The 24323-nt window shown below is 70.2% G+C and carries 26 protein-coding genes and 1 pseudogene; 15 read left to right on the top strand and 12 right to left on the bottom strand.

The annotated features are described in order from the left end of the window. From E1218_RS24430 to tatA, 4 genes are all read right to left on the bottom strand, one after another. Positions 1-1024 (bottom strand): NAD(+)/NADH kinase (locus E1218_RS24430; protein WP_132324006.1); only part of this gene is annotated, 1024 nt, incomplete at its 3' end. Between the two features lie 116 nt (positions 1025-1140). Continuing rightward, on the bottom strand, positions 1141-2202 hold the full coding sequence (locus E1218_RS24425; RefSeq protein ID WP_132324004.1) for a hemolysin family protein: 1062 nt from the start codon (positions 2200-2202) through the stop codon (positions 1141-1143). Then, positions 2199-3536 carry a hemolysin family protein gene (locus E1218_RS24420; protein WP_132324002.1) on the bottom strand — a complete coding sequence of 446 codons (1338 nt, stop codon included), beginning with the start codon at positions 3534-3536 and terminating at the stop codon, positions 2199-2201. The genes E1218_RS24425 and E1218_RS24420 overlap by 4 nt, the downstream gene beginning before the upstream one ends. Positions 3537-3662: 126 nt before the next feature. Beyond that, positions 3663-3887 (bottom strand): twin-arginine translocase TatA/TatE family subunit, encoded by a 225-nt coding sequence (gene tatA, locus E1218_RS24415; RefSeq protein WP_132324000.1) that lies wholly within the window; start codon positions 3885-3887, stop codon positions 3663-3665. Between the two features lie 66 nt (positions 3888-3953). Here tatA and E1218_RS24410 point away from each other — a divergent pair, with 66 nt between their 5' ends. After that, positions 3954-4634, top strand: a complete 681-nt coding sequence (locus E1218_RS24410) for a TIGR03089 family protein (RefSeq protein ID WP_132323998.1) — start codon at positions 3954-3956, stop codon at positions 4632-4634. 1 nt (position 4635) lies between these two features. After that, positions 4636-5415, top strand: coding sequence for an SDR family NAD(P)-dependent oxidoreductase (locus E1218_RS24405; RefSeq protein WP_132323996.1), 780 nt, complete (start codon positions 4636-4638; stop codon positions 5413-5415). A gap of 213 nt (positions 5416-5628) precedes the next feature. Here E1218_RS24405 and galE read toward each other — a convergent pair whose 3' ends face one another. After that, positions 5629-6582, bottom strand: coding sequence for a UDP-glucose 4-epimerase GalE (galE, locus tag E1218_RS24400; RefSeq protein WP_132323994.1), 954 nt, complete (start codon positions 6580-6582; stop codon positions 5629-5631). Positions 6583-6649: 67 nt separating this feature from the next. On the opposite strand from galE, the gene E1218_RS24395 reads away from it, so the two are divergent. From E1218_RS24395 to E1218_RS24375, 5 genes are all read left to right on the top strand, one after another. Next, the gene (locus E1218_RS24395; RefSeq protein WP_132323992.1) at positions 6650-7384 is read left to right on the top strand and encodes a phosphocholine cytidylyltransferase family protein; all 735 of its coding nucleotides are present in this window, start codon (positions 6650-6652) and stop codon (positions 7382-7384) included. 154 nt (positions 7385-7538) lie between these two features. Next, entirely contained in the window at positions 7539-8645 is a 1107-nt protein-coding gene (locus E1218_RS24390) for an iron-containing alcohol dehydrogenase family protein (protein WP_132323990.1), read from the top strand. Positions 8646-8649: 4 nt separating this feature from the next. Beyond that, positions 8650-9354, top strand: coding sequence for a tyrosine-protein phosphatase (locus E1218_RS24385; protein ID WP_132323988.1), 705 nt, complete (start codon positions 8650-8652; stop codon positions 9352-9354). 38 nt (positions 9355-9392) lie between these two features. After that, the gene (locus E1218_RS24380) at positions 9393-10271 is read left to right on the top strand and encodes an ABC transporter permease (protein ID WP_132323986.1); all 879 of its coding nucleotides are present in this window, start codon (positions 9393-9395) and stop codon (positions 10269-10271) included. Continuing rightward, a complete protein-coding gene (locus E1218_RS24375) occupies positions 10258-11013 on the top strand; it encodes an ABC transporter ATP-binding protein (RefSeq protein ID WP_132323984.1) in 756 nt (251 codons plus the stop codon). The genes E1218_RS24380 and E1218_RS24375 overlap by 14 nt, the downstream gene beginning before the upstream one ends. Positions 11014-11112: 99 nt before the next feature. Here the strand turns inward: E1218_RS24375 and E1218_RS24370 are convergent, their stop codons facing one another. Together E1218_RS24370 and E1218_RS24365 are read right to left on the bottom strand one after the other, a co-directional pair. Further along, positions 11113-12117, bottom strand: coding sequence for a glycosyltransferase family 2 protein (locus tag E1218_RS24370; protein ID WP_132323982.1), 1005 nt, complete (start codon positions 12115-12117; stop codon positions 11113-11115). A gap of 6 nt (positions 12118-12123) precedes the next feature. After that, positions 12124-13599: an LCP family protein gene (locus E1218_RS24365; protein WP_132323980.1), complete on the bottom strand. Its 1476-nt coding sequence runs from the start codon at positions 13597-13599 to the stop codon at positions 12124-12126. Positions 13600-13864: 265 nt separating this feature from the next. On the opposite strand from E1218_RS24365, the gene E1218_RS24360 reads away from it, so the two are divergent. The 3 genes from E1218_RS24360 to E1218_RS24350 all read left to right on the top strand — a co-directional run bounded on the left by E1218_RS24360 (position 13865) and on the right by E1218_RS24350 (position 17399). Next, a complete protein-coding gene (locus E1218_RS24360) occupies positions 13865-14734 on the top strand; it encodes a S1 family peptidase (protein ID WP_132323978.1) in 870 nt (289 codons plus the stop codon). A 95-nt stretch (positions 14735-14829) separates the two neighbouring features. Continuing rightward, complete coding sequence (locus E1218_RS24355; RefSeq protein WP_132323976.1) at positions 14830-16923, top strand: spermine/spermidine synthase domain-containing protein; 2094 nt, start codon at positions 14830-14832, stop codon at positions 16921-16923. Between the two features lie 155 nt (positions 16924-17078). Beyond that, positions 17079-17399 (top strand): hypothetical protein, encoded by a 321-nt coding sequence (locus E1218_RS24350; protein WP_132323974.1) that lies wholly within the window; start codon positions 17079-17081, stop codon positions 17397-17399. A gap of 214 nt (positions 17400-17613) precedes the next feature. On the opposite strand, the gene E1218_RS24345 is transcribed toward E1218_RS24350, so the two are convergent. Together E1218_RS24345 and E1218_RS24340 are read right to left on the bottom strand one after the other, a co-directional pair. Continuing rightward, entirely contained in the window at positions 17614-17937 is a 324-nt protein-coding gene (locus tag E1218_RS24345) for an AzlD domain-containing protein (protein WP_132323972.1), read from the bottom strand. After that, complete coding sequence (locus E1218_RS24340) at positions 17934-18620, bottom strand: AzlC family ABC transporter permease (RefSeq protein ID WP_132323970.1); 687 nt, start codon at positions 18618-18620, stop codon at positions 17934-17936. The genes E1218_RS24345 and E1218_RS24340 overlap by 4 nt, the downstream gene beginning before the upstream one ends. A 69-nt stretch (positions 18621-18689) precedes the next feature. On the opposite strand from E1218_RS24340, the gene E1218_RS24335 reads away from it, so the two are divergent. Beyond that, positions 18690-19244, top strand: a complete 555-nt coding sequence (locus tag E1218_RS24335) for a helix-turn-helix domain-containing protein (RefSeq protein ID WP_132323968.1) — start codon at positions 18690-18692, stop codon at positions 19242-19244. A gap of 36 nt (positions 19245-19280) precedes the next feature. On the opposite strand, the gene E1218_RS24330 is transcribed toward E1218_RS24335, so the two are convergent. Next, on the bottom strand, positions 19281-20111 hold the full coding sequence (locus E1218_RS24330) for an SAM-dependent methyltransferase (protein ID WP_132323966.1): 831 nt from the start codon (positions 20109-20111) through the stop codon (positions 19281-19283). A 138-nt stretch (positions 20112-20249) separates the two neighbouring features. Between E1218_RS24330 and E1218_RS24325 the strand changes: the two genes are divergently transcribed. Further along, on the top strand, positions 20250-21119 hold the full coding sequence (locus E1218_RS24325) for a helix-turn-helix domain-containing protein (RefSeq protein WP_233712434.1): 870 nt from the start codon (positions 20250-20252) through the stop codon (positions 21117-21119). A gap of 113 nt (positions 21120-21232) precedes the next feature. Here the strand turns inward: E1218_RS24325 and E1218_RS24320 are convergent, their stop codons facing one another. Next, positions 21233-21721 carry a winged helix-turn-helix transcriptional regulator gene (locus E1218_RS24320; protein ID WP_202866164.1) on the bottom strand — a complete coding sequence of 163 codons (489 nt, stop codon included), beginning with the start codon at positions 21719-21721 and terminating at the stop codon, positions 21233-21235. 115 nt (positions 21722-21836) lie between these two features. Between E1218_RS24320 and E1218_RS37985 the strand changes: the two are divergent. After that, positions 21837-22349, top strand: a pseudogene (locus E1218_RS37985) (GNAT family N-acetyltransferase); the annotation flags it as partial. A gap of 69 nt (positions 22350-22418) precedes the next feature. Here the strand turns inward: E1218_RS37985 and E1218_RS24310 are convergent. Then, on the bottom strand, positions 22419-23579 hold the full coding sequence (locus E1218_RS24310) for an epoxide hydrolase family protein (RefSeq protein WP_233712433.1): 1161 nt from the start codon (positions 23577-23579) through the stop codon (positions 22419-22421). Positions 23580-23819: 240 nt separating this feature from the next. Here E1218_RS24310 and E1218_RS24305 point away from each other — a divergent pair, with 240 nt between their 5' ends. Both E1218_RS24305 and E1218_RS24300 read left to right on the top strand, forming a co-directional pair. After that, positions 23820-24044 carry a hypothetical protein gene (locus E1218_RS24305; protein ID WP_132323964.1) on the top strand — a complete coding sequence of 75 codons (225 nt, stop codon included), beginning with the start codon at positions 23820-23822 and terminating at the stop codon, positions 24042-24044. Positions 24045-24085: 41 nt separating this feature from the next. Further along, positions 24086-24313 (top strand): hypothetical protein, encoded by a 228-nt coding sequence (locus tag E1218_RS24300; protein ID WP_202866163.1) that lies wholly within the window; start codon positions 24086-24088, stop codon positions 24311-24313. The last annotated feature ends 10 nt before the right edge of the window (positions 24314-24323 follow it).

The raw sequence follows: 24323 nt of genomic DNA, 5'->3' as shown, positions 1-24323 counted from the left end.
GGTCCGGTGGGACCGGGGTGGTGGGACGCCAGAAGGCGTCGGACTGGCCGTCGACTCCGGTGGCGGGGGCGTCGGTGAGACGGAAGCGGTCGCGGAGGCGGCCGTAGAAGTCGGTGGGGCGCAGGCGGACCAGCCGGAGGCGCCGGGGTGCGCCGTAGACGCCGATCCAGTCACCGGGGTCGAGTACGCCGCGCAACTGCCCGTCGATGCTGACCGCGGCCTGGCCGGAGTGCGGCAGGACGCGCAGCCCGATCGACTCGTCCGGCGCGGCGACGACCGTCCGGTTGAACGTCATGTGCGGCGCGACCGGCGTGAACACGATCGCCTCCGTGCTCGGCGACAGGATCGGCCCACCGGCCGCGAAACTGTACGCCGTGGAGCCGGTCGGCGTCGCCACGATCACCGCATCGGCCGAGTACGACGCCAGCAGCCGCCCGGACAGGTACACGCCGAGCGCCACCTGGTGGTCCCGCGCCAGCTTCTCCAGTACGACGTCGTTCAGCGCGGTCACGTCGAGCGCCACACCCCAGCCGTCGCCGTCCGTGCTCTCCGGCCGGACGGTCGGCGGCGGCAGTGACGGCCCATGCCCGTACCGCAGCAGCGACTCCATCCCGCTCGGGATCTCCAGCGGCCGGGACGCCCGCATGGTCAGTGTCATCCGTTCCTCGATCGTGGCGCCGCCGTGGTGGACCGCCTCCAGCGCGGCCTCCACGTCCCGGCACGCCACCTCGGTCAGGAAGCCGACCTTCCCCAGGTCCACCCCGAGTACGGCGGCGTCGTTCTTGGCCGCGATCCGGGCACCACGCAGGAACGTTCCGTCACCGCCGAGCGTGACGACCAGGTCCGGGTTCCCGGCGTGGTGCAGCTCGTCCATCCCGCTGCGCCGGTCCTCGTCCGCCTTCCAGACATCGATGTCGGTGCACCCGATCCCGTGCCGGCCGGCCCACTCGCGCACGGTCCCGGCGGTCTGCACGGCGAGCGGACGCCCCTCGTGAACGACGAGTCCAAGACGGCGTACGGGCACGACGGTCCTCCTCCGGACGGGCTACCGTCCCAACGGTAGCCAACCGCCCGCAGGACCGTTACTCCGGAAACCTCCGGCGAACCCGGAGCCGGGCCGCTTGCCGTCAGCAACCGCGATCACGACTCCGCCTGCGCCGACCTGATGATCGGGTCCGTCTCGTCGTCGAACTCCCCGATCACCTCCTCCAGCAGGTCCTCCAGCGCGACCACCCCGAGCGGCTGATCCTCACCGTGGACGACGGCCAGCTGCGAACGGCGGTCGCGCATCGTCCGGATCGCGGTCGCCACCGGGGTTCCCGCGGCGAGCTCGAGCGGCGCCGTCATCAGGTCGGCTGCGCGCAGCGTCGTACCGCCGCTCGTGGTCGCGCGGGCGGCGTCGCGGACGTGCACGATGCCGCAGATCGTCGTACCGGAGTCGACCACCGCGAGCCGGGAACGGCCTTCGCGCAGGCTGGTCAGTTCGACCTCGCGGGCAGACGCGCCGGCGGGGACCGTGCTGAGCTGCGCGATCGGCGTCATCACCTGGACGACGGTGGTGTTCTGTAGCGCGAGCATCGCGGTGAGCAGCTCGTGCTCGGCTTCCTCGAGCGTGCCGTGTTCGCGCGACGACTGGATCAGCAGGTGCAGCTCGTCCGGGCCGTGGGCGTTGGCCAGCTCGTTCTGCGGGGTGACCCCGAGCGCGCGCACGCAGAGGTTCGCGAGCCAGTTGAGAACGAGCAGCAGCGGGCGGAAGACGACAGTGAAGCCGCGGAACGGCAGCGCGAGCAGCTGCGCGGACCGCTCGGGGTCGCTGATCGCCCAGGACTTCGGCGCCATCTCGCCGAGGAGCACGTGCAGCAGGCCGATGCCGCCGACGGCGATGATCAGGGCGATCACGTGCCCGGCGCCCTCGGGCAGGCCGGCCAGCTCGAAGAGCGGATGCAGGAGGTGCGCGACCGCGGGCTCGGACAGCGATCCGAGGCCGAGCGTGCACAGGGTGATGCCGAGCTGGGCGCCGGCGAGCATCAGCGACAGCTCGCTGACCCCGGCGATCGCGGCCCGGGCAGTCCGGCTGCCGGCCGCCGCGGCCTCCTCGAGCCGGTGCCGCTTCGACGCGACCAGCGCGAACTCCGCGGACACGAAGAAGCCGTTCAGGATCAGCAGCAGCACCGAGATCAGCAGGGCGACCGTCGTACTCACGAGACCCGCTCCATCGCGATGATCCCGGGCACGTGCCGTTCGATGGTCTGCACCCGCAGCTGGACGAACTCGGGCGGGACGGGCCGGCCGTCGTGGTCGAACCGGGCCGGCAGCTCGACCACGATCTCGTCGCCGATCACCGGGACCCGGCCCAGCCGTGCCATCACCAGGCCGGACACGGTCTCGTAGTCGTCCCCCTCGGGCAGCCGGACCCCGGTCGCTTCGGCGACCTCGTCGAGCCGCCAGCGCGCCGACACCACCCAGGTCCCGTCGGTGCCCTCGACGAGCCCGGTCTCCGGCAGGTCGTCCTCGTCGCGGATCTCGCCGACCAGCTCCTCCGCGACGTCCTCGAGCGACACGATCCCGGCGAACCCGCCGTACTCGTCGACGACGATCGCGAGCTGGCGGTGCGTGGTCCGCAGGCGTTCGAGGACGGCTGGCAGTGGCAGCGTCGACGGTACGACGACCGGCGCCGACGCCAGCGAACCCGCGGTGACGTGGTGCCGGTCGGCCGGGTCGACCTCGACCACGTCGGCGACCGCGACCACGCCGACCACCTCGTCGACCGACTCGGCGATCACCGGGAACCGGCTGTGCCCGGTGTCGAGCAGCTCGACCACGCGGGTGAGCGGGTCGTCCTGGTGCACGGTGACGACGTCGACGCGCGGGCGCATCGCCTCGCCGGCGCTCCGGCCGCGGAAGTCGAGACCGCGGTCGAGCAGCCGCATGGTGTCCTGGTCGAGCAGACCCTGCTCGTAGGAGGTCACGATGATCCGGTCGAGCTCCTGGGCGGTGGCGCCCTGCTGCAGCTCCTCGACCGGCTCGATGCCGACCCGGCGGAGGATCCGGTTCGACGCCGAGTCGAACACGCGGATCACCGGGCCGGCGATCGCCAGGTACACCAGCGTCGAGCGGGACAGGCGCAGCGCGATCGTCTCGGCCTTCGCGATCGCCAGGTTCTTCGGCGCCAGCTCGCCCAGCACCATCTGGATGATCGTTGCCGCCAGCAACGCGAGGACGACCGAGACGGACAGGCTGACCGCCGCCGGCACCCCGGCCCCGCCGAGCACCTCGGCCAGCCCCTCACCGAGGTAGGGCTCGGCGACGTACCCGGCCAGCAGGGCGGTGACGGTGATGCCGACCTGCGCGCCGGACAGCACGAACGACAGCCGGGCCGTCACCTTCAGGGCCCGCTCGGCCGCCGCGTCGCCGCCGTCGGCCAGCGACCTCAGCCGGCTGCGGTCGGCCGCGACGAACGAGAACTCCTGCGCCACGAAGTAGCCGGTGGCAATGGTCAGCACCAGGATCAGGCCCAGGCCGGCCAGGATCAGCATGCACCGACTGTAGGAGAACTCCAGCGATTGCAGAACCGCGGGGGTCGGCGACGACGCCGAATCTCGCTGACTCGCAGGCCCCAGCGCTGATCGAGGGGTGAACCACTTCCAGGGCAGACCTTGCCGTCACCGATCAGCTCGCCGTACCGGAGGAGCCGCGCCGGACTGTCCTGCCGCGGCTTCCCGGGCGCCGTCAGACCGAGCCTCGCTGGTGGCCCGCTCGAACTCGACGAGCGCGCGGGCGGCGTTCCGGCTGAGCTCGGGCAGCTTCTTCGCGCCGAACAGCAGCACCACGATGACCAGGATGACGATCCATTCGCCGCCTTGCGGCAGCTCGAGCAGTGGCACCATGACACGCCTTCCTCCCGGGGAATCCTCGCTCACGGTAGTCCGCCGGCGAACCGTAGGGTGGGCCGTATGTCACGAGTTCTGCCGGAACTTTTCGCCGCCGCGGTCCAGCGGGACGGGGGTGCTCCGTTCCTCACCTACTACGACGACACGACCGGTGAGCGGATCGAGCTGAGCGCCGTCACGACCGCGAACTGGGTCGCCAAGACCGCCAACCTACTGGTCGACGAGTACGACCTGGACGCCGGTGAGACGGTCGCGATCGGGCTGCCGCCGCACTGGCTCGGCGTGGTCTGGGCACTGTCCACCTGGTCGGCCGGGGCATCGCTCACCAGCGACACCGGAGCCCTCGCGATCACCGGGCCGGACTTCGCGATCCGGGGCGAGCGCGAGACCGTCGCGTCGGCGCTGCTGCCGCTCGGCGGCCGGTTCCGCGAGCCGCTGCCCGACGGCGTGCACGACTACGGCGCCGAGGTGTACAACCACCCGGACCTGTTCGTCCCGTTGGATCCGCCGTCGCCGGCGTCACCGGCGTACGACGAACTGACCCATGCGGATCTGATCGGTACGGCGGAGCCGGTCGCGGACCGGATCCTGGTCACCCGGGACCTCGCCGGCCGCGACGGGGTGGGCCTGCTGGTCGGGGTGATCGCCGGAGGTGGTTCGATCGTGCTCTGCCGCAACCTCGACAAGGCGAAGCTGGCGCGGCGACTGTCCGACGAGAAGGTCGATCGAGTGGTGGAGGACTGACGTGCAGCGGTTCGAGGGGCGGGTGGCGCTGGTCACGGCGGCGGCACAAGGGATCGGCGCCGCGGTGGCGCGGCGGATCGCGGCCGAGGGCGGCTCGGTGGTGGTCACCGATCTGCAGGAGGACAAGGTCGCCGGGGTGGCCGGGGAGCTCGGCGAGCGGGCGATCGGGATGCGGGTCGACGTCACGAACCGCGACCAGGTGGACGCGGCGGTCGCGGCCGCCGTCGAGCGCTTCGGGCGGCTCGACGTCGTCGTGAACAACGCCGGCGGTTGCATCGTCACGTCGGTCCCCGAGGACGCGACCGCGGAGGAATGGCACCGGCAACTCGACCTCACCCTGGTAGGCGCGGCGCGCTGCATCCAGGCCGCGCTCCCACACCTGGTGAAGACCCGGGGCAACGTGGTCACCATCAGCTCGGTGAACGGCCTGGCCGCCTTCGGAAACATCGAGTACTCCGCCGCGAAGGCCGGCCAGATCGCGATGACGGTGAACTACGCAGCCCGGTACGGCGGCCTGGGCGTCCGCTTCAACGTGGTCGCGCCCGGCACCATCCGGACGCCGAACTGGGACAAGCAGCCGGACACCCTGAACGAGTTCGCCAAGATGTATCCGCTCGGCCGGGTCGGCGAGCCCGAGGACATCGCCGCCGCGGTCGCGTTCCTCGCCTCCGACGACGCCTCCTGGATCACCGGCCACACCCTCGCGGTCGAAGGCGGCGTCCTCACCGGCCCGGGCCTCGTGAACCTGACTCCCTCCGGGCACTTCCGCAAGGAGTACTAGCAAGGAGTAGTAGCAAGGAGTATTAGGCGGTCACGGGAGCCAGAAGGTGACGCGGAGCGGGAGACCCGGGGACAGCCAGGACCGCGCGGCCGACCGGGCATCCCGTGTGGTGCCCGCCCGGCGCAGCCCAGCTGCCTTCGGAGCCAGGCCTCTGCTCCGCCGCGGGATCGGGCGTCGCGGTCATGGTCGGACCAGCGACAGCCCGGGGCCGGATCAGCCCTTCGGCCAGGCTTCCCAGGCGGTCGCGAACATGTCGTCGACCGTGTAGCTGTTCTTCCACTCCAGATCGCGGGCGGCCAGGTCTCCGGCGGCCACCACCCGGGACGGGTCGCCGGGGCGCCGAGGACCCTCGCTCGGGGTGAAGTCGATCCCGGTCACCCGGCGGGCGGCGTCCATGATCTGGCGCACCGAGGTGCCGGTGCCGCTGCCGAGGTTGTACACGCGCTCCAGGGGTTTCCCCGCCTCCAGCGCCCGGGCCGCGGCCACGTGCGCCCGGGCCAGGTCGGCCACGTGGACGTAGTCCTTGACCGACGTACCGTCCGGGGTCGGATGGTCGGTGCCGTAGATCTGCGGGGTCTTCCCCTGGGCGAGCAGGTCGCACACGATCGGGAACAGGTTGTACGGGCTGGCGTCGTACACCGACGGGTCGCCGGAGCCGACCACGTTGAAGTACCGCAGCGAGGTGTGGCGCAGCTCGACCGCCTTCGCCTGGTCGCGGAGCAGCCACTCGCCGACCAGCTTCGACTCGCCGTACGGGCTCTGCGGGTCCGGCTGCGTCTGCTCGGTGACCACCTCGTCCTCGGGCGTCCCGTACACGCCGGCGCTGGACGAGAAGACGATGTTGCGGACCTCCTTCTCCGCCATCGCCTCGAGCAGCGACACCATCGCGGTCACGTTCTGCGTGTAGGTGTGCAATGGGCGGTCGACCGAGACACCGGCGTACTTGAAGCCGGCCAGGTGGACGACGCCGCTGACCCCGTCCAGCGCCTCACGGACCGCCGCACCGTCGAGCAGGTTGGCCTGCACGAACGGGACACCGGCCGGCAGGAACTCGGCCTTCCCGCTGGACAGGTCGTCGATCACCACCACGTCCATACCGTCGGCGAGGAACGCGCGCACCACATGCGCTCCGATGTATCCGGCACCACCAGTCACAAGCCACGTCATGTCCCCGATCCTGCCACCGGACCGCGATTCGGGGCGCGCAAACGGGCCGAACCCGTACCATCGGGCAATGATCGGACTTGTGCTCGCCGCCGGGGCCGGCCGGCGCCTCCGCCCCTATACGGACACGTTGCCCAAGGCACTCGTCCCGATCGGCCCGGGCACGACCGTTCTCGACCTCACCCTGGCCAACTACGCCGAGGTCGGCATCACCGACGTCGCCGTCGTCGTCGGGTACGCCGCGGCCGCCGTCGAGTCCCGGGTCCGTGAGTTCGAGCAGCGGTACGGCGTACGCCTCGAGCTCGTGCACAACGACAAGGCCGAGACGTGGAACAACGCGTACTCGCTGTGGTGCGCCCGCGACCTGCTCGCGAACGGTGTCCTGCTCGCGAACGGCGACACGGTCCACCCTGCGTCGGTCCAGCGGGCGCTGCTCGACGCCCGCGGCGGCGACCGCCGGATGGTGCTCGCGCTGGACACCGAGAAGGACCTGGCCGACGAGGAGATGAAGGTGACCTGGTCGGCCGGCTCCGGTGTCGAGCGGATCACCAAGCTGATGGACCCGGGCGCCGCCACCGGCGAGTACATCGGCGTCACCCTGATCGAGCCCGCGGCCGCCGCCGACCTCGCCGACGCCCTCCGGGCCACCTGGGAACGCGATCCGCACCTGTACTACGAGGATGGGTACCAGTTCCTCGTGGACAAGGGCTTCCGGATCGACGTCACCCCGATCGGCACCGTCGACTGGGTCGAGATCGACAACCGTGCCGACCTGCTCCGGGCGCGGGAGATCGTATGCCCGTGAGCGGCGTGGGTGATTCTCCCTGCAGCGATGGCGGCGACCAGGGGCGTGCACCGCAAGGCGGCGGTGCAGCCTCGGTGCGGGATTCGTCGTGTCGGGACCGCCGACGCGGCGAGACGCGTCCCTGGGCGTCGCCAGTGCGAAGGGAGACCCACCCATGCCGCTCCTAGCCCGGATGATCCCCGCGCCGTTGGTGGTCGACGTGCGCCGTGGGGCGCTGGGTGAGTTGGCGGCGATCCTCGCGGACCAGCGGATCTCGTCGTCGGGGCGGGTGGCGATCGCGGTCGGTACGACGTACGGGCCGGTGATCCGGGAGACGTTCCGGCACGGCCTGACCGGGGCCGACTGGTTCACCGTGGACGGCTGCACGATCAACGCCGCGATCCGGCTGGTGGAGCAGATCCGGCGGCAGCGGTACGACGCGATCGTCGGCGTCGGCGGCGGCACCGTGCTGGACGTGACCAAGTTCGCCGCCGCCCGGCTCGGGCTGCCGATGGTCGCGGTCGCCACCAACCTGGCGCACGACGGGATCGCCTCGCCGATCAGCACGCTCGACAACGACGCCGGCCGCGGCTCGTACAGCGTGCCGGCGCCGATCGCCGTCCTGGTCGACCTCGACCTGATCGGCCAGGCGCCGGCCGGGTCGGTCCGCGGCGGGATCGGCGACATCGTGTCGAACCTGTCCGCGACCGCCGACTGGGAGGCCGCGCACGCCCTGCGCGGTGAGGCGATCGACGGCCTGGCGGTCTCGCTGTCGCGGACCGCCGCCCAGGCGGTCATCGACCATCCCGGCACGGTGGCCGACGACGCCTTCCTGACCACCCTGGCCGAAGGACTCGTGCTCTCCGGGATGGCGATGGTCGTCGCCGGGACGTCACGACCGTCGTCCGGAGCGTGTCACGAGATCTCGCACGCGATCGACCTGCTCCACCCGGAGCGGCGCGGGTTCCACGGCGAGCAGGTCGGACTGGGCGCCGCGTTCGCCTGGTTCCTGCGCGGTGACGCCGACCGCTTCCACGCCACCGTCGACTGCCTCCACCGCCACGGGCTGCCGGTCACCCCGCATCAACTCGGTTTCACCCTGGACGAGTTCGCCGAGATCGTCGCCTTCGCACCGCAGACGCGCCCCGGCCGCTTCACCGTCCTCGAGGAGGCCGCCCTCACCCCGGCCCGGCTGAGCGCGAAGATCGCCGACTTCAACGACCACGCCTACGCCCGGATCCAGTCCCCGGTCACCCCCGAGGGCAAAGCCCTCGACGTTTGACGGGATGGCAGGCATGGACCTCGACTGGCCGGGATGCCGGAACGTACGGGACGTGGGTGGGCTGCCGACCGCTGACGGCGGCCGGACGCGGACGGGCGTGCTGATCCGCGCCGACAGCCTGCACTTCCTGTCACCCGAAGGTGTGGAAGCGGTACGGCGGGCCGGCGTGCAGCGGATCCTGGACCTGCGGGGTGACGCCGAGGTGGCACAGTGGCCGACGCCGTTCACCGAGGACCCGATCGGTGTCCGGCAGTCGTTGCGGGACCCGGCCGATCCCGAGCACGGGCAGGCGACGATCGTCGCGGCGTGCACCTGGATGCTCGACCGGCGGCCCGAACTGTTCGCGGCCGCGGTCAAGGCGATCGCGGACGCCGACGGTGCCGTGGTCGTGCACTGTCACGGCGGCAAGGACCGCACCGGCATGGTGGTCGCGCTGGCGTTGAGCGTGGCCGGCGTACCCGAGGATGAGATCGTCACCGACTACTTCCTCACCCAGGAACGGCTGGCGGCCTGGCTCGCGGAACAGCTCGCCGAGGAGCCGGACGAGTCGAGGCACCCGGAGCTGATCGAGTTCCGGGACACCCGGGCCGAGTCGATGGTCGCGATCCTGCGTCACCTCGACGAGAAGTACGGGGGCCCGGAAGCCTACCTGCGCCACGGTGGCCTCACCACCGAGGACCTCGACCGGCTCCGCAAGCGCCTGACCTGACTCACCACCGGGTCACCGAGCGCAGTACATTGACGCCCATGCCCACCGCCGAACCGACCGATCCGGGGGCGCTGGCCGAACGCTACGGGCTGACCAGGAGCTCGCTCCGCCCGTCGCTCGACACGTACCTGCGCGAGCTCTGGAGCCGACGCAGGTTCGTCGCCGGCTACGCGTCCGCCCGGACCTACGCCATGTACGCCGGTGCCCGCCTCGGCTCGGTGTGGCAGGTGCTGACCCCGCTGCTCAACGCGACCGTGTACTACCTCGCGTTCGGCGTCCTGCTCGGCACCAAGGACGGCATCGACAACTACGTCGCGTTCCTGCTCAGCGGCATCTTCGTCTTCACCTACACGCAACGCTGCATGACCGAGGGCTCGCGCTCCCTCGCCCTGAACCTGTCGCTGATCCGCACTCTGCACTTCCCGCGCGCGACCCTCCCGCTGGCCTACGTGCTCAACGAGCTGAACCAGATGCTGGTGTCGACGGCGCTGCTGCTGGTCGTCGTCGGCGTGACCGACGGCCTTGCCTGGAGCTGGCTGCTCGTGGTCCCCGCGCTGGTGCTGCAGAGCATGTTCAACGTGGGGATGACGCTGATCTTCGCGCGGATCGGCACGTTCGTCTCTGACGTCACCCAACTGCTGCCGTTCGTCACCCGGACCTGGCTGTACGTCTCCGGGATCTTCTTCTCGCTGCCGGCCAAGCTGACCGACGCGAACGCGCCGGAGTGGGTGATCCAGGTGCTCGCGTTCAACCCGATGTCGGCGTACATCGACATCGTCCGGCGCGCGCTGCTCGACGAGCACACGGCCAACCAGTTGCCGCACGCCTGGGCGATCGCGGCCGGCTGGTCGGTCGTCGCCCTCGCCGGTGGCTTCCTCTACTTCTGGCGAGCGGAGGACCGTTATGGCAGAGGCTGAACCGACCGTGGTCGCCGACCGGGTGAACATCGTCTACAAGGTGATCGCCGGCCAGGGCGGCAAGGGGACGGCGGCGACCGCGTTCCGGCGGATCCTGAAGCGGCAGGACCGGCCGACGATCCGCGAGGTGCACGCGGTCAAGGACGTCAGCTTCACCGCCTACAAGGGCGACGCGATCGGTGTGATCGGCCGCAACGGCTCGGGCAAGTCGACCCTGCTGCGCGCGATCGCCGGGCTGCTTCCGCCCGAGTCCGGCGCGATCTACACCGGCGGCCGGGCGGCGCTGCTCGGCGTGAACGCGGCGATGATGAACGACCTGACCGGCGATCGCAACGTCGTCCTCGGCTGCCTCGCGATGGGGATGCCGGCCGACGAGATCGACCGGCGGTACGACGAGATCGTCGAGTTCTCCGGGATCGGCGAGTTCATCGACCTGCCGATGTCGACGTACTCGTCCGGGATGGCGGCCAGGCTGAAGTTCGCGATCGCGTCGGCGAAGACGCACGACATCCTGCTGGTCGACGAGGCACTGGCGACCGGCGACGCCGAGTTCCGGGTGCGGTCGGAACGCAGGATCCGCGAACTTCGCCAGCAGGCGGGCACAGTCTTCCTGGTCAGCCACAGCCTGGACGTCGTCCTGGACACGTGCAACCGCGCGTTGTGGCTGGACAAGGGCGTCCTCCGCCTCGACGGCCCGGCCGCCGAGGTGGTCGCCGCCTACACCAGGTCAGCCCGCGCCTGACCCCACCACCCCACGACAACACGAGGGGATAACCCCTCGACACACCCCTTTTCGCCTCGTATCAAGGTGGCAGAAGCGGCAAGACGAAGGGATAACCCCTCAAGCGGTCTTGGGGCGCTCATGCAGACCGATCAGGAAGCCGAGACCCCAGGAGATGTGCATGGTCGCACAGACCAGCGGCATCCAGAACAACGCCTTCCAGGGCAGGTAGCGGCCCTCGAACGCCGACCCGGCGAGCAGCAGCAACGCGTAGCCGAGCGGGGCCAGGAAGCCCAGGTCGAGCCAGCTGTTCCCGGTGATCAGGCCGATGATGCCGAGGACGGTGCCGACCGCCAGCAGGACCACCGCGACCGGCGGTGCCAGGTAGCGCTTGTTCGCGGTCTCGGGATGCCGGCGGATCACCTCGCGGCGCCACTGGCCGGTGTGGAAGAACTGCTTCGCCACCGCGGACAGCGACGACCGCGGCCGGTAGGTGACGGACAGGTTCGGGCTGAACCAGATCAGGCCGCCGGTCTTGCGGATCCGGTAGTTCAGCTCCCAGTCCTGCGCCCGGTGCATGGTCTCGTCGAAGCCGCCGACCCGCTCCAGCGCGGCCCGCCGGAACACGCCCAGGTACACGGTGTCGGCCGGACCGGCCTTGCCGCCCTGGTGGAACGTGGACGCACCGAGCCCGAGCCGGGACCGGTACGCGCAGGCGACCGCCATCTCGGTCGGTGTCCGGCCCTCGGCCGCCATCACGCCGCCGACGTTGTCCGCGCCGCTCTCCTCCAGCACCTCGACCGCGTGGGTGATGTAGCCGTCGGTGAGGGCGCCGTGGCCGTCGACCCGGACCAGGATGTCGTGCCTGGCGTGCGCGATGCCGGCGTTCAGCGCGGCCGGCGTCTTGCCGGTCGGGTTCGGCACGATCCTGATCCGCGGGTCGCGGTCGGCGAGCTTGTCCGCGATCTCCTGGGTCCGGTCCTTGCTCGGGCCGATGGCGAGCACCACCTCGAGCTCGCCGGGGTAGTCCTGGTCGAGGACGCGGCCGACCGCTTCCTCGAGATGACGTTCCTCGTTCAGCACGGGCATCACGACGGACACGGGCGGCCAGTGGGACAGCGGCATATCAGGTCAGGCCTTACAGATCGAAGCGACGTCGTCGACGTCGTTGGTGGGTTTGGACGGTGAGCTGCTGGGTTTCATGGTCTTCTTCGTACTACTGCTCGTGGGCTTGCTCGCGGAACTACGCGGAGTACTCGAGGTCTTACCGTCTCCTCCTGAGTCGCCCTTGTCCAGCGCTTCGGACCTTCCGACCGCCTCCGCCACCTTCGTCCTGATCAGCGCGAAGTCGGGGTCGCCGGTGCGGATCAACGGCGGGACCGCGGAGAAGCTTGACACCGGGAGCTTCTTCGCGTCCAGCGCGAGGTCGGTGAACGTACCCAGGTCGCCGGCCGGGATGTCGGTCTGGACGACCTGCTTGCTGGCCGCGGCGATGCCCTGGAACTTGGTCAGCACGGTCTGCGGCGACAGCTGGTTGAGCATCGCCGACATCACGCACTTCTGCCGGGTCATCCGCTCGTAGTCGGTCGATCCCTCCCGGGACCGGGCGAACCAGAGCGCGTGGTAGCCGTCCAGGTGCTGATTCTCGCCGGCCTCGATGTAGCCCTTGACCGGCGAACTGCCGCCGCCGATCGGGACCCGCTTGCCGACGTCCAGGGTGATCCCGCCGACCGCGTTCAGCAGGTCCCGGAACCCGGCCAGGTCGATCAGAACGTAGTAGTTCACCTTCAGCCCGGTGATCGCCTCGACCGCCTGCCGGGTCGCGGTGACGCCGGGGTTCGGGTCGCCGGGGAACAGGTTCTTGTGCTCCGCGCCGTACATGTAGACGCCGTTCAGCAGGCAGTTCGCCGCGCAGTTCTTCCAGGTGAAGCCCTCGGGGAACCGTTCCGCCATCGCCGTCCCGGCGGGGAAGGGCACTTTGGCCATGTTCCGCGGCAGGCCGATCAGCACGGTCCGGCCGGTGTCGGCGTCGATGCTGGCCAGGGTGATGCTGTCCGGCCGGGTGCCGATCCGGTCCGCGCCGGAGTCGCCACCGAGCAGCAGCACGTTGTACCGGCCCTTCTCGGCCTTCGACTTCTGCCCGCTGCCGAAGACACTGGCGACGAAGTCCCGCTGGGCGTTCACGATCACGCTGCCGTAGATCAGCGCACCGACCACCGTGAACACCAGCACCGCGTCCAGGATGCTGGTGGTCAGCCGGTGGTTCCGCTCCAGAGTCAGCGGCTGGCCGAGCCGGTACGCGTCCACGAACAACGCGGCCCAACCGATCGCGAGCAGGACGAGCAGGATCTGCACGATCCGCAGCGTGCCCGGCCGGGCCATCAGGTTGATCGTGCCGGACCGCCAGACCAGGGACAGCAGCACCAGGAAGACGACGACCGCGATCAGCCCGGCGATCACCCGCCAGGCCCACCGGCCGGCCCGCTTGCTGCCGGCCACGATCTGCGCGGACCCCGGCAGCACCAGTGTCATCAGCACCAGCGTCAACGCCCGTTTGAACCGCACCGGCTCGCTGAGACTGCGCAGGTCAGGTTTCTCCTGCGGCATGACGTCCTTCCGTTCTCCGTACGGCGCGGCTGCTGCCGACCGTACCGTGTCGTCCCTCCACCACGCGGTAGGACGTGCCGGGCGGTGAGATGGTTCGAGCAGAGGCGGATCCGGAGACGAAGAGTAGCAGCCTTCTCACTCAGCGCAGGAAAACCCCTGCAGACACCCTGTGAGCAGTCGGTTTCACGCGGTTGTCATGGTACGGCGGCCGCTGGATGCGTTACGAAGTGCTCCAAGCACAATCAGTGAGGACAGGAAACCGCCCATGAAACTGTTCCGTACACTCCTGGCCGCCGGCGCGGCCGTTGCCATCACCGCCACCACCGTCGCCGGCGCGGCGTCGGCGCAGGCCGTCGAGGCCGCCGTACCGCAGGCCGTCCAGGCTCCGGGGGCCGACTTCACCGGCATCGCCGCGCTGAGCAACTGCTCCGCGTCCCTCGTCCGGTACGCCGAGTCGGCCGACAGCGACCGCGCGCTCGTGCTCACCAACGGGCACTGCTACGAAGGCGGGTTCATCAACCCGGGCGTCGTCCTGGTGAACCGGGCGTCGAGCCGCAAGATCACGCTGCTGCGGCCGGACTCGAGCCGGGCGGGCACCGTCCGGGCCGGCCGGATCCTCTTCGGCACGATGACCAAGACGGACATGCTCGTGTACGAGGTGAACGAGTCGTACGCGTCGATCAGGTCACGCCTGAACGTCACCCCGCTGACGCTGGCCAAGCAGGGCCCGGCGGACGGCGCCGGCATGGCGGTCGTCTCCGGTTACTGGAAGCGCATCTACACCTGCTCGGTGCAGGCGACCATCCCGCAACTGCGCGAGGGCGGCTGGACCTGGCAGAGCTCGATCAAGTACCACCAGCCCGGCTGCGAGACGATCGGCGGTACGTCGGGATCTCCGGTGGTGAGCACGTCCACCGGTGAGGTGGTCGGCGTGAACAACACCGGCAACGAGGACGGCGAGCGCTGCACGGTGAACAACCCGTGCGAGGTCGACGCCGATGGCAACATCACGGTCGACGAGGGCGCGGCGTACGGCCAGCAGACCTGGTGGATCTACACCTGCCTGACCGCGAACCGCGCGATCGACCTGAACAAGACCGGCTGCCAGCTGCCGAAGCCCGCGCGCCGTTCCTGACCGACCGTGGCCGGCGGCCACCGAGCGTGGCCGCCGGACGGTTGAACACCGTACGAGTGACGCATCACAGGTGATATCCGGTAACGTCGCGGCGCATGGCAGTCGACTCTCCCACTGACCAAGTCAGCGACGTCCGATGGCCGAGCCCGTTCGGGGTCCGGACCAGACTGGTCGCGTCCAGCGCGCTGATGCTCTTCCTCGAGCTCGCGCTGATCCGCTGGACCGGCTCGAACGTGGTCCACCTGAGCTACTTCTCGAACTTCGTGCTGCTCGGCTCCTTCCTCGGTATCGGGATCGGCATCCTCCGGTCCAGCCGGGCCAAGCGACTGCCGTACTACTCCCCGCTGGTGCTCGGCCTGCTGGTCCTCGTGATCGCCTGGAAGCCGGTCACCGTCGACCGCGGCACCTCCGAGAGCGTCATCTACTTCACCAGCCTGAACACGACCGGCCCGCCGACCTGGGTGATCCTGCCGATCGTCTTCGTCGCCGCCGCGGTCGTGCTGGCCGGCCCGGCCGAGCTGGTCGGCCGCTGCTTCTCCGAGCTCCCGCGGCTGACGGCGTACCGCTTCGACCTGGTCGGCAGCCTGATCGGGATCGGTGCGTTCACCGCGCTGTCGTTCCTGGGCGCGCCGCCGATCTGGTGGGGCGCGATCGTGACCGTGATGTTCGGCGCGCTGATGATCCCGCGGACCCGCGTCGGTTCGTCCCGCCGGGCGGTCGCCACCGGGCTCAGCGCGGCGCTCGTCCTGTCGCCGCTGCTGGTGATGATCGGGGTGCTGTTCCACGAGTCCAGGCAACCGGAGAACAGCTGGTCGCCGTACTACAAGGTGCAGACCAAGAGCTACGAGTGGCAGGGCGTGCCGCTGCTGACGATCACCGTGAACGGCGTCCCGCACCAGCAGGCGATCCCGGCCGACGCGCGGCTGCAGTGGGAGCCGCAGTACGGCCTGCCGTACGAGCGGGCGAACGCCGGCAAGGCACCGAAGAACGTGCTGATCATCGGCGCCGGCTCGGGCTCGGACGTGGCGATCGCGCTGAAGAAGGGCGCGCAGCACGTCGACGCGGTCGAGATCGACCCGCGGATCCGGGACCTCGGCAAGGAGCTGCACCCGGACCGTCCGTACCAGGACCCGCGGGTGACCTCACACATCGACGACGGCCGGGCCTTCCTGTCCCGGACGGACAAGAAGTACGACCTGATCCTGCTGGCCCTGCCGGACTCGCTGACGCTGGTGAACGGTGCGAGCTCACTGCGGCTGGAGAGCTACCTGTTCACCGAGGAGGCGTTCAAGAGCGCGAAGGAGCACCTGGCCCCCGGTGGCGCGTTCGCGATGTACAACTACTACCGCGAGACCTGGCTGATCGACCGGCTCGCCTCGACCGCGGAGACCGCGTTCGGGCACAAGCCGTGTGTCGACCAGGTCGGTGACGACCTCCAGCAGGCCGTCGTCACGGTCGGGCTGACCGAGGGCGACCAGACGTGTGGTGGGAAGGCCTGGGCCGGGGCGACGTCGATCACCCCGCCGCCCGCGACCGACAACCGGCCGTTCCTGTACCTGTTCACCGACCGGATCCCCTCGCTGTATCTGGTCACCCTCGGCCTGATCATGGTCGCCGGCCTGATCGGTGTCGGGATCGCCGGCGGCGGCTCGTCGTACGGGCGGATGAAGCCGTACGCCGACCTGTTCCTGCTCGGTGCCGGTTTCATGCTGCTCGAGACCAAGAGCATCACCGGGTTCGCCCTGCTGTTCGGGACGACGTGGGTGGTGAACGCGATCGTGTTCGCCGGCGTCCTGGTCGCCGTCCTGGCCGCTGTCGAAGTGACCAGACGGTTCAAGACCCCACCGCTGAAGGTGATGTACGTCGTCCTGTTCGGCGGGCTGGCGTTGTCGTGGATCTTCCCCGACGACTGGCTGCTGGCGATGCCGGTCGGCCTGCGCGCGGTGGTCGCCGTACTGATCGCGTTCCTGCCGATCTTCGCCGCGAACGTGATCTTCGCCAAGCGGTTCACCGACACCGCGGACGCGACCGCGTCGTTCGGCGCCAACCTGCTCGGCGCGATGCTCGGCGGCTGCCTCGAGTACGCCGCCCTGCTGATCGGCTTCGACGGACTGCTGATCGTGGCCGCGCTGCTGTACGTCGGGGCGTTCGTGCTGACGCCGAAGGTCCGGGCCGCGGTCCGGACCTAGCGGTCCTGCGGGGGGCTCCGGGCCGGTCCTGCGGGCGGTCCGGGTTCGGCCCGGAGTTGTGATGCGGGAAGGTGTTCCCGGGCGGCGGATAGCTGCCCGGGGCACCTCGGCCGGGACCGGCGCCCGGAAAGGTGTTCGCCGGCCGGTGGCGGCGGTTGCTTACCGCGCCGACGACCAGGAGGACCACGCCGAGCCCGAAGAACACCAGTAGCGAGCCGATCACGCCGAAGATCGAGACGACGAACGCGGCGATCGACAGGTGCGGGCCGACGGCGTACGTCGCACCGGTCTCGGCGTCGGTGCACGAGATGCTGTACTCACCGGCCGGCACGCGGTCGACCGAGCGGGCGACCACGTACCAGGTCTCGGAGTTGATCGTGACCTGCTCGGATCCGCTGACGCCCTCGAGGGGGACGTCGGCGCCGGTCGAGTCCTTCGCCTCGCACGGCGGCGTGAGCACCGGCACGGACGCGTAGACGGTCAGGCCCTCGCGGTCCAGCTCGACGACCCCGGCCTCGATCGGCTGCGGCGTTCTCGGCGCCGTCCCGATGATCCGGTAGGTGAAGAACCCGGCCAGGCCGAGCCCGACCACGAAACACGCGACCGCGACCCAGGTCAGCGTCCTGCTCTTCCTCGGCGTCGGCTGCCCGGGATACGCACTCATGCCTGAACGGTAGCGCCGAACCCGGCCTACGGTACGCCGAGCAATCGCAGCCCGGCCGCGGTCGCCGCTGCGGCCACCACGACCAGCACGAACGGCGCCTTGCGCCAGGCCAGCACGCCGCCGACCAGTACACCGGCCGGCCGCGCGACCCCGGCCGGACCGTCGCCGTCCATCAGCGCGGCGGTCGCGACCAGCGCGGCGAGCAGGACGATCGCCGCGGCGCCGAGGAACTGCTGGGCTCGCTCCGGCACCTCGTACCGGCTCCGCAGCGCCGGCCCGGCGAACCGCAGCGAAAAGGTGCCAACAGCAAAGACCGCGATCGCGGCGAGCAGGAGTGGGGTGTTGTTCATCTGGCCATCTCCAGTGCCGGCTTCTCGACCCGGTAGAACAGCAAACCCACCAGGGCGAGCAGCACCGGCAGACCGGCCGGCAGGAACGGCGTCGCCGCGAGCGCGAGCATGCTTCCGACCAAGGCCGCCGTCCGCGTCGACTTGTCGCGCAAGGCGGGCAGCACGAGCGCGAGCAGCACCGCCGGGAACGCCGCGTCCAGCCCGAGCGCATCGGTGTCGGTGATCACGGTGCCGGCCAGCCCGCCGGCCAGGACGCCGACGTTCCAGCAGACGAAGATCCCGATCCCGGCGGCCCAGTAGGCGGCCCGCCGCTGCCGGACGTCGTCCTGGCCGAGCGCGAAGGCGACGTTCTCGTCGGTCATCAGATGGCTGCCCGGCACCCGCCGCCAGCCGCCGCCGATCACGTCGCTGACCGCCAGGCCGAACGCGACGTGCCGGCTGTTCACCAGGACTCCGGCGATCATGGCCGCGACCGGACTTCCGCCGGCAGCCACGATGCCGACGAACAGGAACTGCGAAGCGCCCGCGAAAACCACGATCGACAGCACGACCGGCACCCACAGCGGCAGGCCGTTGCCGACACTGATCGCGCCGTACGACAGCCCCACGACACCGTCGGCCAGGCAGACAAGCCCGATGTCCCGGGCCGGCCCACGGTCGAGTGTTCGCCATATCGAACGCATGGGTTTTATGATGAACAGTAGACCGCACGTTCGTCAAGCCGAACGAATAGACCGATGGAGCGAACATCGATGGACAGCAAGGCGCCGCTCGACGTGATCGCGGCCTCGCTACGCCGGCACCGCGCTCGCGCGGGCCTGTCGCTGAGTGAAGTGGCCAAGCGGGCCGGGGTCGCGAAGTCGACGCTGTCCCAGCTGGAGTCGGGCACCGGCAACCCGAGCGTGGAGACCCTGTGGGCGCTGGCGGTCGCGCTGGACACGCCGTTCGCCGCGCTGCTCGACCCACCGCGCCCGAAGGTCCAGGTGATCCGCGCCGGCGAGGGCCCGGTGATCTACTCCGACCAGGCCGAGTACGGCGCCGCCCTGGTCGCTTCCTGCCCGCCGAACGCACGCCGCGACATCTACCGCATCACGGCGTCACCGGGTCCGGGCCGCACGTCCGAGCCGCACATGCCCGGCGTCGTGGAGCACGTCGTGCTGAGCTCCGGCCGCGCCCTAATCGGACCGGTCGAGGATCCGGTCGAACTGTCCCCCGGCGACTACATCGCCTATCCCGGCGACCAGCCACACCTCTTCCAGGCCCTGGACGAGGGCACCTCGGCGGTCCTGGTCTCGGAGCACGTATAAAGTTGCCCGGAGCAACAGATGCTCCGGGCAACCCGGTCAGAGCTTGCGGCCGACGGCGCCGGCGATGCACTCCTCCACCTGGTTGAGCGGCTTGACCCGGGGGCCGTCCGGCCACCAGTCGTCGCACAGGACGAGGCCCGGTGGGACGAGCTCCTGGTCCGGGAACAGCTCCAGCAGCTGATCGCGGGTGCGGAAGATCCCGCTGCCCATCGGGCTGTGGGTGAACTTCTCCTCCATCTTCCGCGCGACCGCGGAGTGCTCCGGGGTCTGCGGGTCGAAGAAGTGCGCCACCACGGTGTACGACCCCGGCACGACGGCGTCGACGTACTTCTGCATGATCGCGGGGCCGTCGTCGCCGATGTAGTGGTGCAGCGTGCCGTTCTGGATGACCGCGATCGGCTGGCTGAAGTCGAGGAAGCCCTGCTCCTTGACCAGCGGGATCACCTCGTCGGGGTCGAAGATGTCCGCGCTGACGAACAGCGTGTTCTCGTTCTCCTCCAGCAGCGCGCGGCCGTGCGCGAGCACCACCGGGTCGTTGTCGATGTAAAGCACCTTGGCCTCGGGCTGCAACCGCTGCACCACCTGGTGGGTGTTCTCCGCGGTCGGCAGCCCGGAGCCACAGTCGAGGTACTGCGTGATGCCCGCCTGGCCGGCCAGGAAGCGGCAGGCCCGGATCAGGAAGTTCCGGTTCGACCAGGCGAGATCGTTCACCTGTGGCGCCACGGTCGCGACCTGGCGGAGCACCTCACGGTCGACCTCGTAGTTGTCCTTGCCGTTCAGCGCGGCGTCGTACACCCGGGCGATGCTGGCCCGGGTGGTGTCCACGCCCACCGGATTCGAACTGGGTGCCTTGGTGGCATCTGGCATCGGCGAACCTCGCAGGAGTCGGGATGGCTGTGGGAAGACTCTACTGACCGTAGGGGGCGGTGAACACGGGGTGCACGCGGGTGGGGTGGTGTTGTGAAATGATCTATCGCTGCACGGTGCCATTTCTGGGGAGGCGAGTTGACTGAGCCGGGCGCGTACGGCGGGCCGACCGCTCTGCGCATCATGCTCGGTGCCCACCTGCGCCGGCTCCGCGAGGAAGCCAACATCACCCGCACCGACGCCGGCTGGGCGATCCGCGGCTCGGAGTCCAAGATCAGCCGGCTCGAGCTCGGCCGGGTCGGCTTCAAGGTCCGCGACGTCGAGGACCTGCTCACGCTCTACAAACTGGACGACGAGGCCGAGCGGGAGCGGCTGCTCGACCTGGCCCGGGAGGCCAACAACCCCGGCTGGTGGCAGCGCTACGACGACGTCACGCCGAACTGGTTCCACTCCTACCTCGGCCTGGAGATGGCGGCCGACCTGATCCGGACCTTCGAGCTCCAGTTCGTCCCCGGGCTGCTGCAGACACCGGACTACGCCCGGGCGGTGGTCCAGCTCGGCCGGGACCGGCCGATGCCGACGGCGGACCGGGAACGCCTGGTGTCGCTGCGGATGTCGCGCCAGCAGGTGCTCACCCGGCAGCCGCCGGCCCGGTTGTGGGCCGTCATCGACGAAGCCGTGCTGCGCCGGCCGATCGGCAACAAGGAGGTCCTCAAGGCGCAGCTCGAGCACCTGATCGTCGCCTCCAAGCGGCACAACGTCACCCTGCAGATCATCCCGTTCGACAAAGGCGGGTACTGCGCGACCGGCGGCGCGTTCACCCTGCTCCGGTTCAACGACGCCGACCTGCCGGACATCGTCTACATCGAGCACCTCACCAGCGCGGTGTACCTCGACAAGCGCGACGAGGTGGACGGCTACACGGTCACCATGGACACGCTGTCGATCTCGGCCGCCCAGCCGCGCGAGACCGAACGCCTGATCCGCGGCGCGATCGACCTGCTCTGACCCCGCTCCCTCTGGTTGGCTCACCCACCGAAGGGAGGGTTCGCACCCCGGAATGCGGGGAGCCAACCCACGTTCTCGTGGGTCTACCAACGAGAGCGGGCGAGGGGAGGAGCTCAGCCCGCCAGGGATCGCGGCCGGGCCCCCGGACCGGGACGGATCGCGACCTCCCGCGCGTCCGGCTCGTGCCCGGCCTCGCAGCGCAGGACGACGCTGATCCGCTCACCGCACTCGCGGTGCTGCGCAACGATCGGCGGGCCGCCGTCGAGCGGCAGGTACTGGTCGCCCCACTGGATCATCGCCACCAGGACCGGGTAGAGGTCGAGCCCGGCCTGGGTCAGGCGGTACTCGTACCGCTCCCGCTGGCCGGGCAGGCGGTACGGGTGCCGGCGCAGCAGGCCGCGCTCGATCAGCGCCGCGAGGCGCTCGGTCAGCACCTGTCGCGGGATACCCGACCGGGCCCGGATGTCCTCGAACCGGCGGACACCGACGAACAGTTCGCGCAGGACGTGGAAGGTCCACTTGTCACCGAGGATCTGCATCGTCCGCGAGATCGTGCAGTTCTCCGTCGACCAGCGCATCGCCTCGGGCATCCGATCGTCCATGTCCCGAGGATAAGTCCACTTGACAGACTCAGCCAAGTCGGGCAACGCTGAATCCGTGAAACAGACTGAGCCTCGGTGCGTTGATCCTGGTGAGACCGAGCAGGTGCTCGGCGGAATGCGGCGCACGGCGGAGGGCGGGGCTCGGAGTGCGGTTCTCCGCGCCTCGCCCGCCAACGCGGCGATGTGCCCGCCGAGCGCCGCGCAGCCCCGCCGGGATCCACGCGTCGAGGCCGCGGTGCAGGCACCCCGGATCCGGCCCGCCGGCGATCCCGACGCGGAGGACCTGACCGCGATGCTCGCCGGGCTGACCGATCTCAGCCTCTACTTCCGCTTTCAGACCGCCATCGGCCGGCCGCCGCGCCCCGCCCTGGTGCTGCGCATGCTCTGCCCGAACGGGCGGGCCTGGGTTGCCACCCGCGGCGACACGATCGTCGGGCACGTGATGTGGGCGTGGGCCACCAGCAGCGACGTCACCGAGCCGACCGCCGAGCTCGCCGCGATCGTCAGCGAACCCGAGCAGCGCCGCGGCCTGGGCGTGCGGATGCTGTCGATCGCGGCCGCGGACGCCGTCGCGGCCGGCGCGAAGCGGTTCCTGTTCGTGGTCAGCCCGGCCAACGACCGGACCGCCCGGATGATCCGCCGCCGCTGGCCGGACGCCACCGTCGAACGCGACGGAACCCTGCTCAACTTCCTCGTGTCAGCGCACCTGCCGGAAGAACGCCCGGACGTCGTCGACGAGCAGGTCCGGGGCCTCGAGGGCGGCGAAGTGGCCGCCGCGGGTGAACTCCGACCAGTGGACGATGCGGTGCCTGCGTGCTGACACCCGGCGGATCGCCGGATCGGTCGGGAACACGGCGACCCCGGTCGGTACGCCGGACGGCCGGGCCGGATCCTCACCCGCCACCCGGTTCTCGTAGTACAGGTTGGCCGAGGTGGCGCTCGTGTTGGTGAACCAGTAGATCGACGCGTCGGTCAACAGGTGGTCGAGGTCGACCGCGTCCTCGGGCAGCGTCCGGGCCGGATCGGTCCACTCCCAGAACTTCTCCAGGATCCAGGCCAGTTGCCCGACCGGCGAGTCGCTCAATCCGAACGCCACGGTCTGCGGCCGCGTTCCCTGCAGTTCGGCGTACCCCGTCCCCACCTCGCGCAGCCGCTCGGCCGCCGCCAGCCGCTCCCGCTCGACGTCGTTCAACTGCTCGACGTCACCGGGCTCGATGGGCGGAAAAGCCAGGCCCCCGTTGATGTGTACGCCGACCACGTGCTCGGAGTCGACGTGGCCGAGCAGCGGTGACACGACCGATCCGGTGTCTCCGCCCTGCGCGCCGTACCGCTGATAACCCAGCCGGCTCATCAGCTCGGCCCACGCGTGCGCGATCCGCCGGTGGTTCCACTCCGGCGTCTCCAACGGCACCGAGAACCCGTGCCCCGGGACAGAGGGCGCCACCACGTGGAACGCATCGCGCGCATCCCCGCCGTACGCCGCCGGGTCGGTCAGCGGCCCGAGGACCGGCAGGAACTCGGCCACCGAGCCCGGCCAGCCGTGCGTCAGGATCAGCGGCAACGCCTCGGCCTCCGGCGACCGGACGTGCAGGAAGTGCACCGTCTGGTCGTCGATCCGCGTGGTGAACTGGGGATACTCGTTCAGCCGCGCCTCCCACAGCCGCCAGTCGAACGACTTCCACCGTTCGACGACCCGCCGGAGGTAGCCGACCGGCACACCGCGGTGCCACCCTTCACCAGGCAGCTCGCGCGGCCACCGGATCCGCCCCAACCGCTCCCGCAGGTCGTCCACCGCCTGCTGCGGGACGTCGACCCGGAACTCGCGCAGCTCACTGATGTCGTCACCGGGGCGGCCCACGGACCGACGATGCCCGATTTCGTTGCTCTTGGCAATCTCTCAGGGCGCCGACTGCTGGTGGGAACGCCGTACGCCGGAACCGCTGGTCGACCTGCGGACCACTGCCCGTCCGCAGGTACTGCCGACCGACCTGGCGTCGACGGTGCTCGGAATCGCCACGTCGCGATGTCGCTGGTCCTGCTGGTCACCGCGCCATAGTCTGCGATGATCTCCCGGATCCGCGGCCCGAAGATCATCCTGATGCTGGGTGCCGTGGTGGTCGACGGCGTCATCCTGGCTCAGTTGACCGTCGGCCTCGGCGGTTACGCCCTGTTGCCGCAGAACGTCTTTCGCGTCGTCCTGGTCACCGGCGCCGGCGCCGACCTCGGCGCCCTGACGACTGCGTTCGTTCGGCCCGGCCGCCCGACTTCCGGTTCCGGATATCGAACCCGATCCCGCGGGGGCCGCCACGATTTCCTGACCTGACGGGTTCCCGGCGGCGCCAGGTGGCGCATACTGAAAGCCTGATGGATTCCTTCCGCGCGACGACGCGTCGTCACCTGTCCACGAGTCCGTTCAAACCCCGTGTGCCGGACCCGGTCAAAGTCTTCGAGGCCGGCCAGCGGGTGTCTCACGACAAGGAAGGCCTGGGCCGGGTCAGCTCGGTCGACGGCACCCACGCGGTCGTCGTCGACTTCGGCGGCGGCAAGCTCATCCGCTTCCTTGCCCCGTTCCCCAAGCTCCACGCCCTCTGACGTCCACCCC

The organism is Kribbella turkmenica (assembly GCF_004348725.1).
GTDB classification, from domain to species: Bacteria; Actinomycetota; Actinomycetes; order Propionibacteriales; family Kribbellaceae; genus Kribbella; species Kribbella turkmenica.
This window is presented reverse-complemented; position numbering and strand designations above follow the sequence as displayed.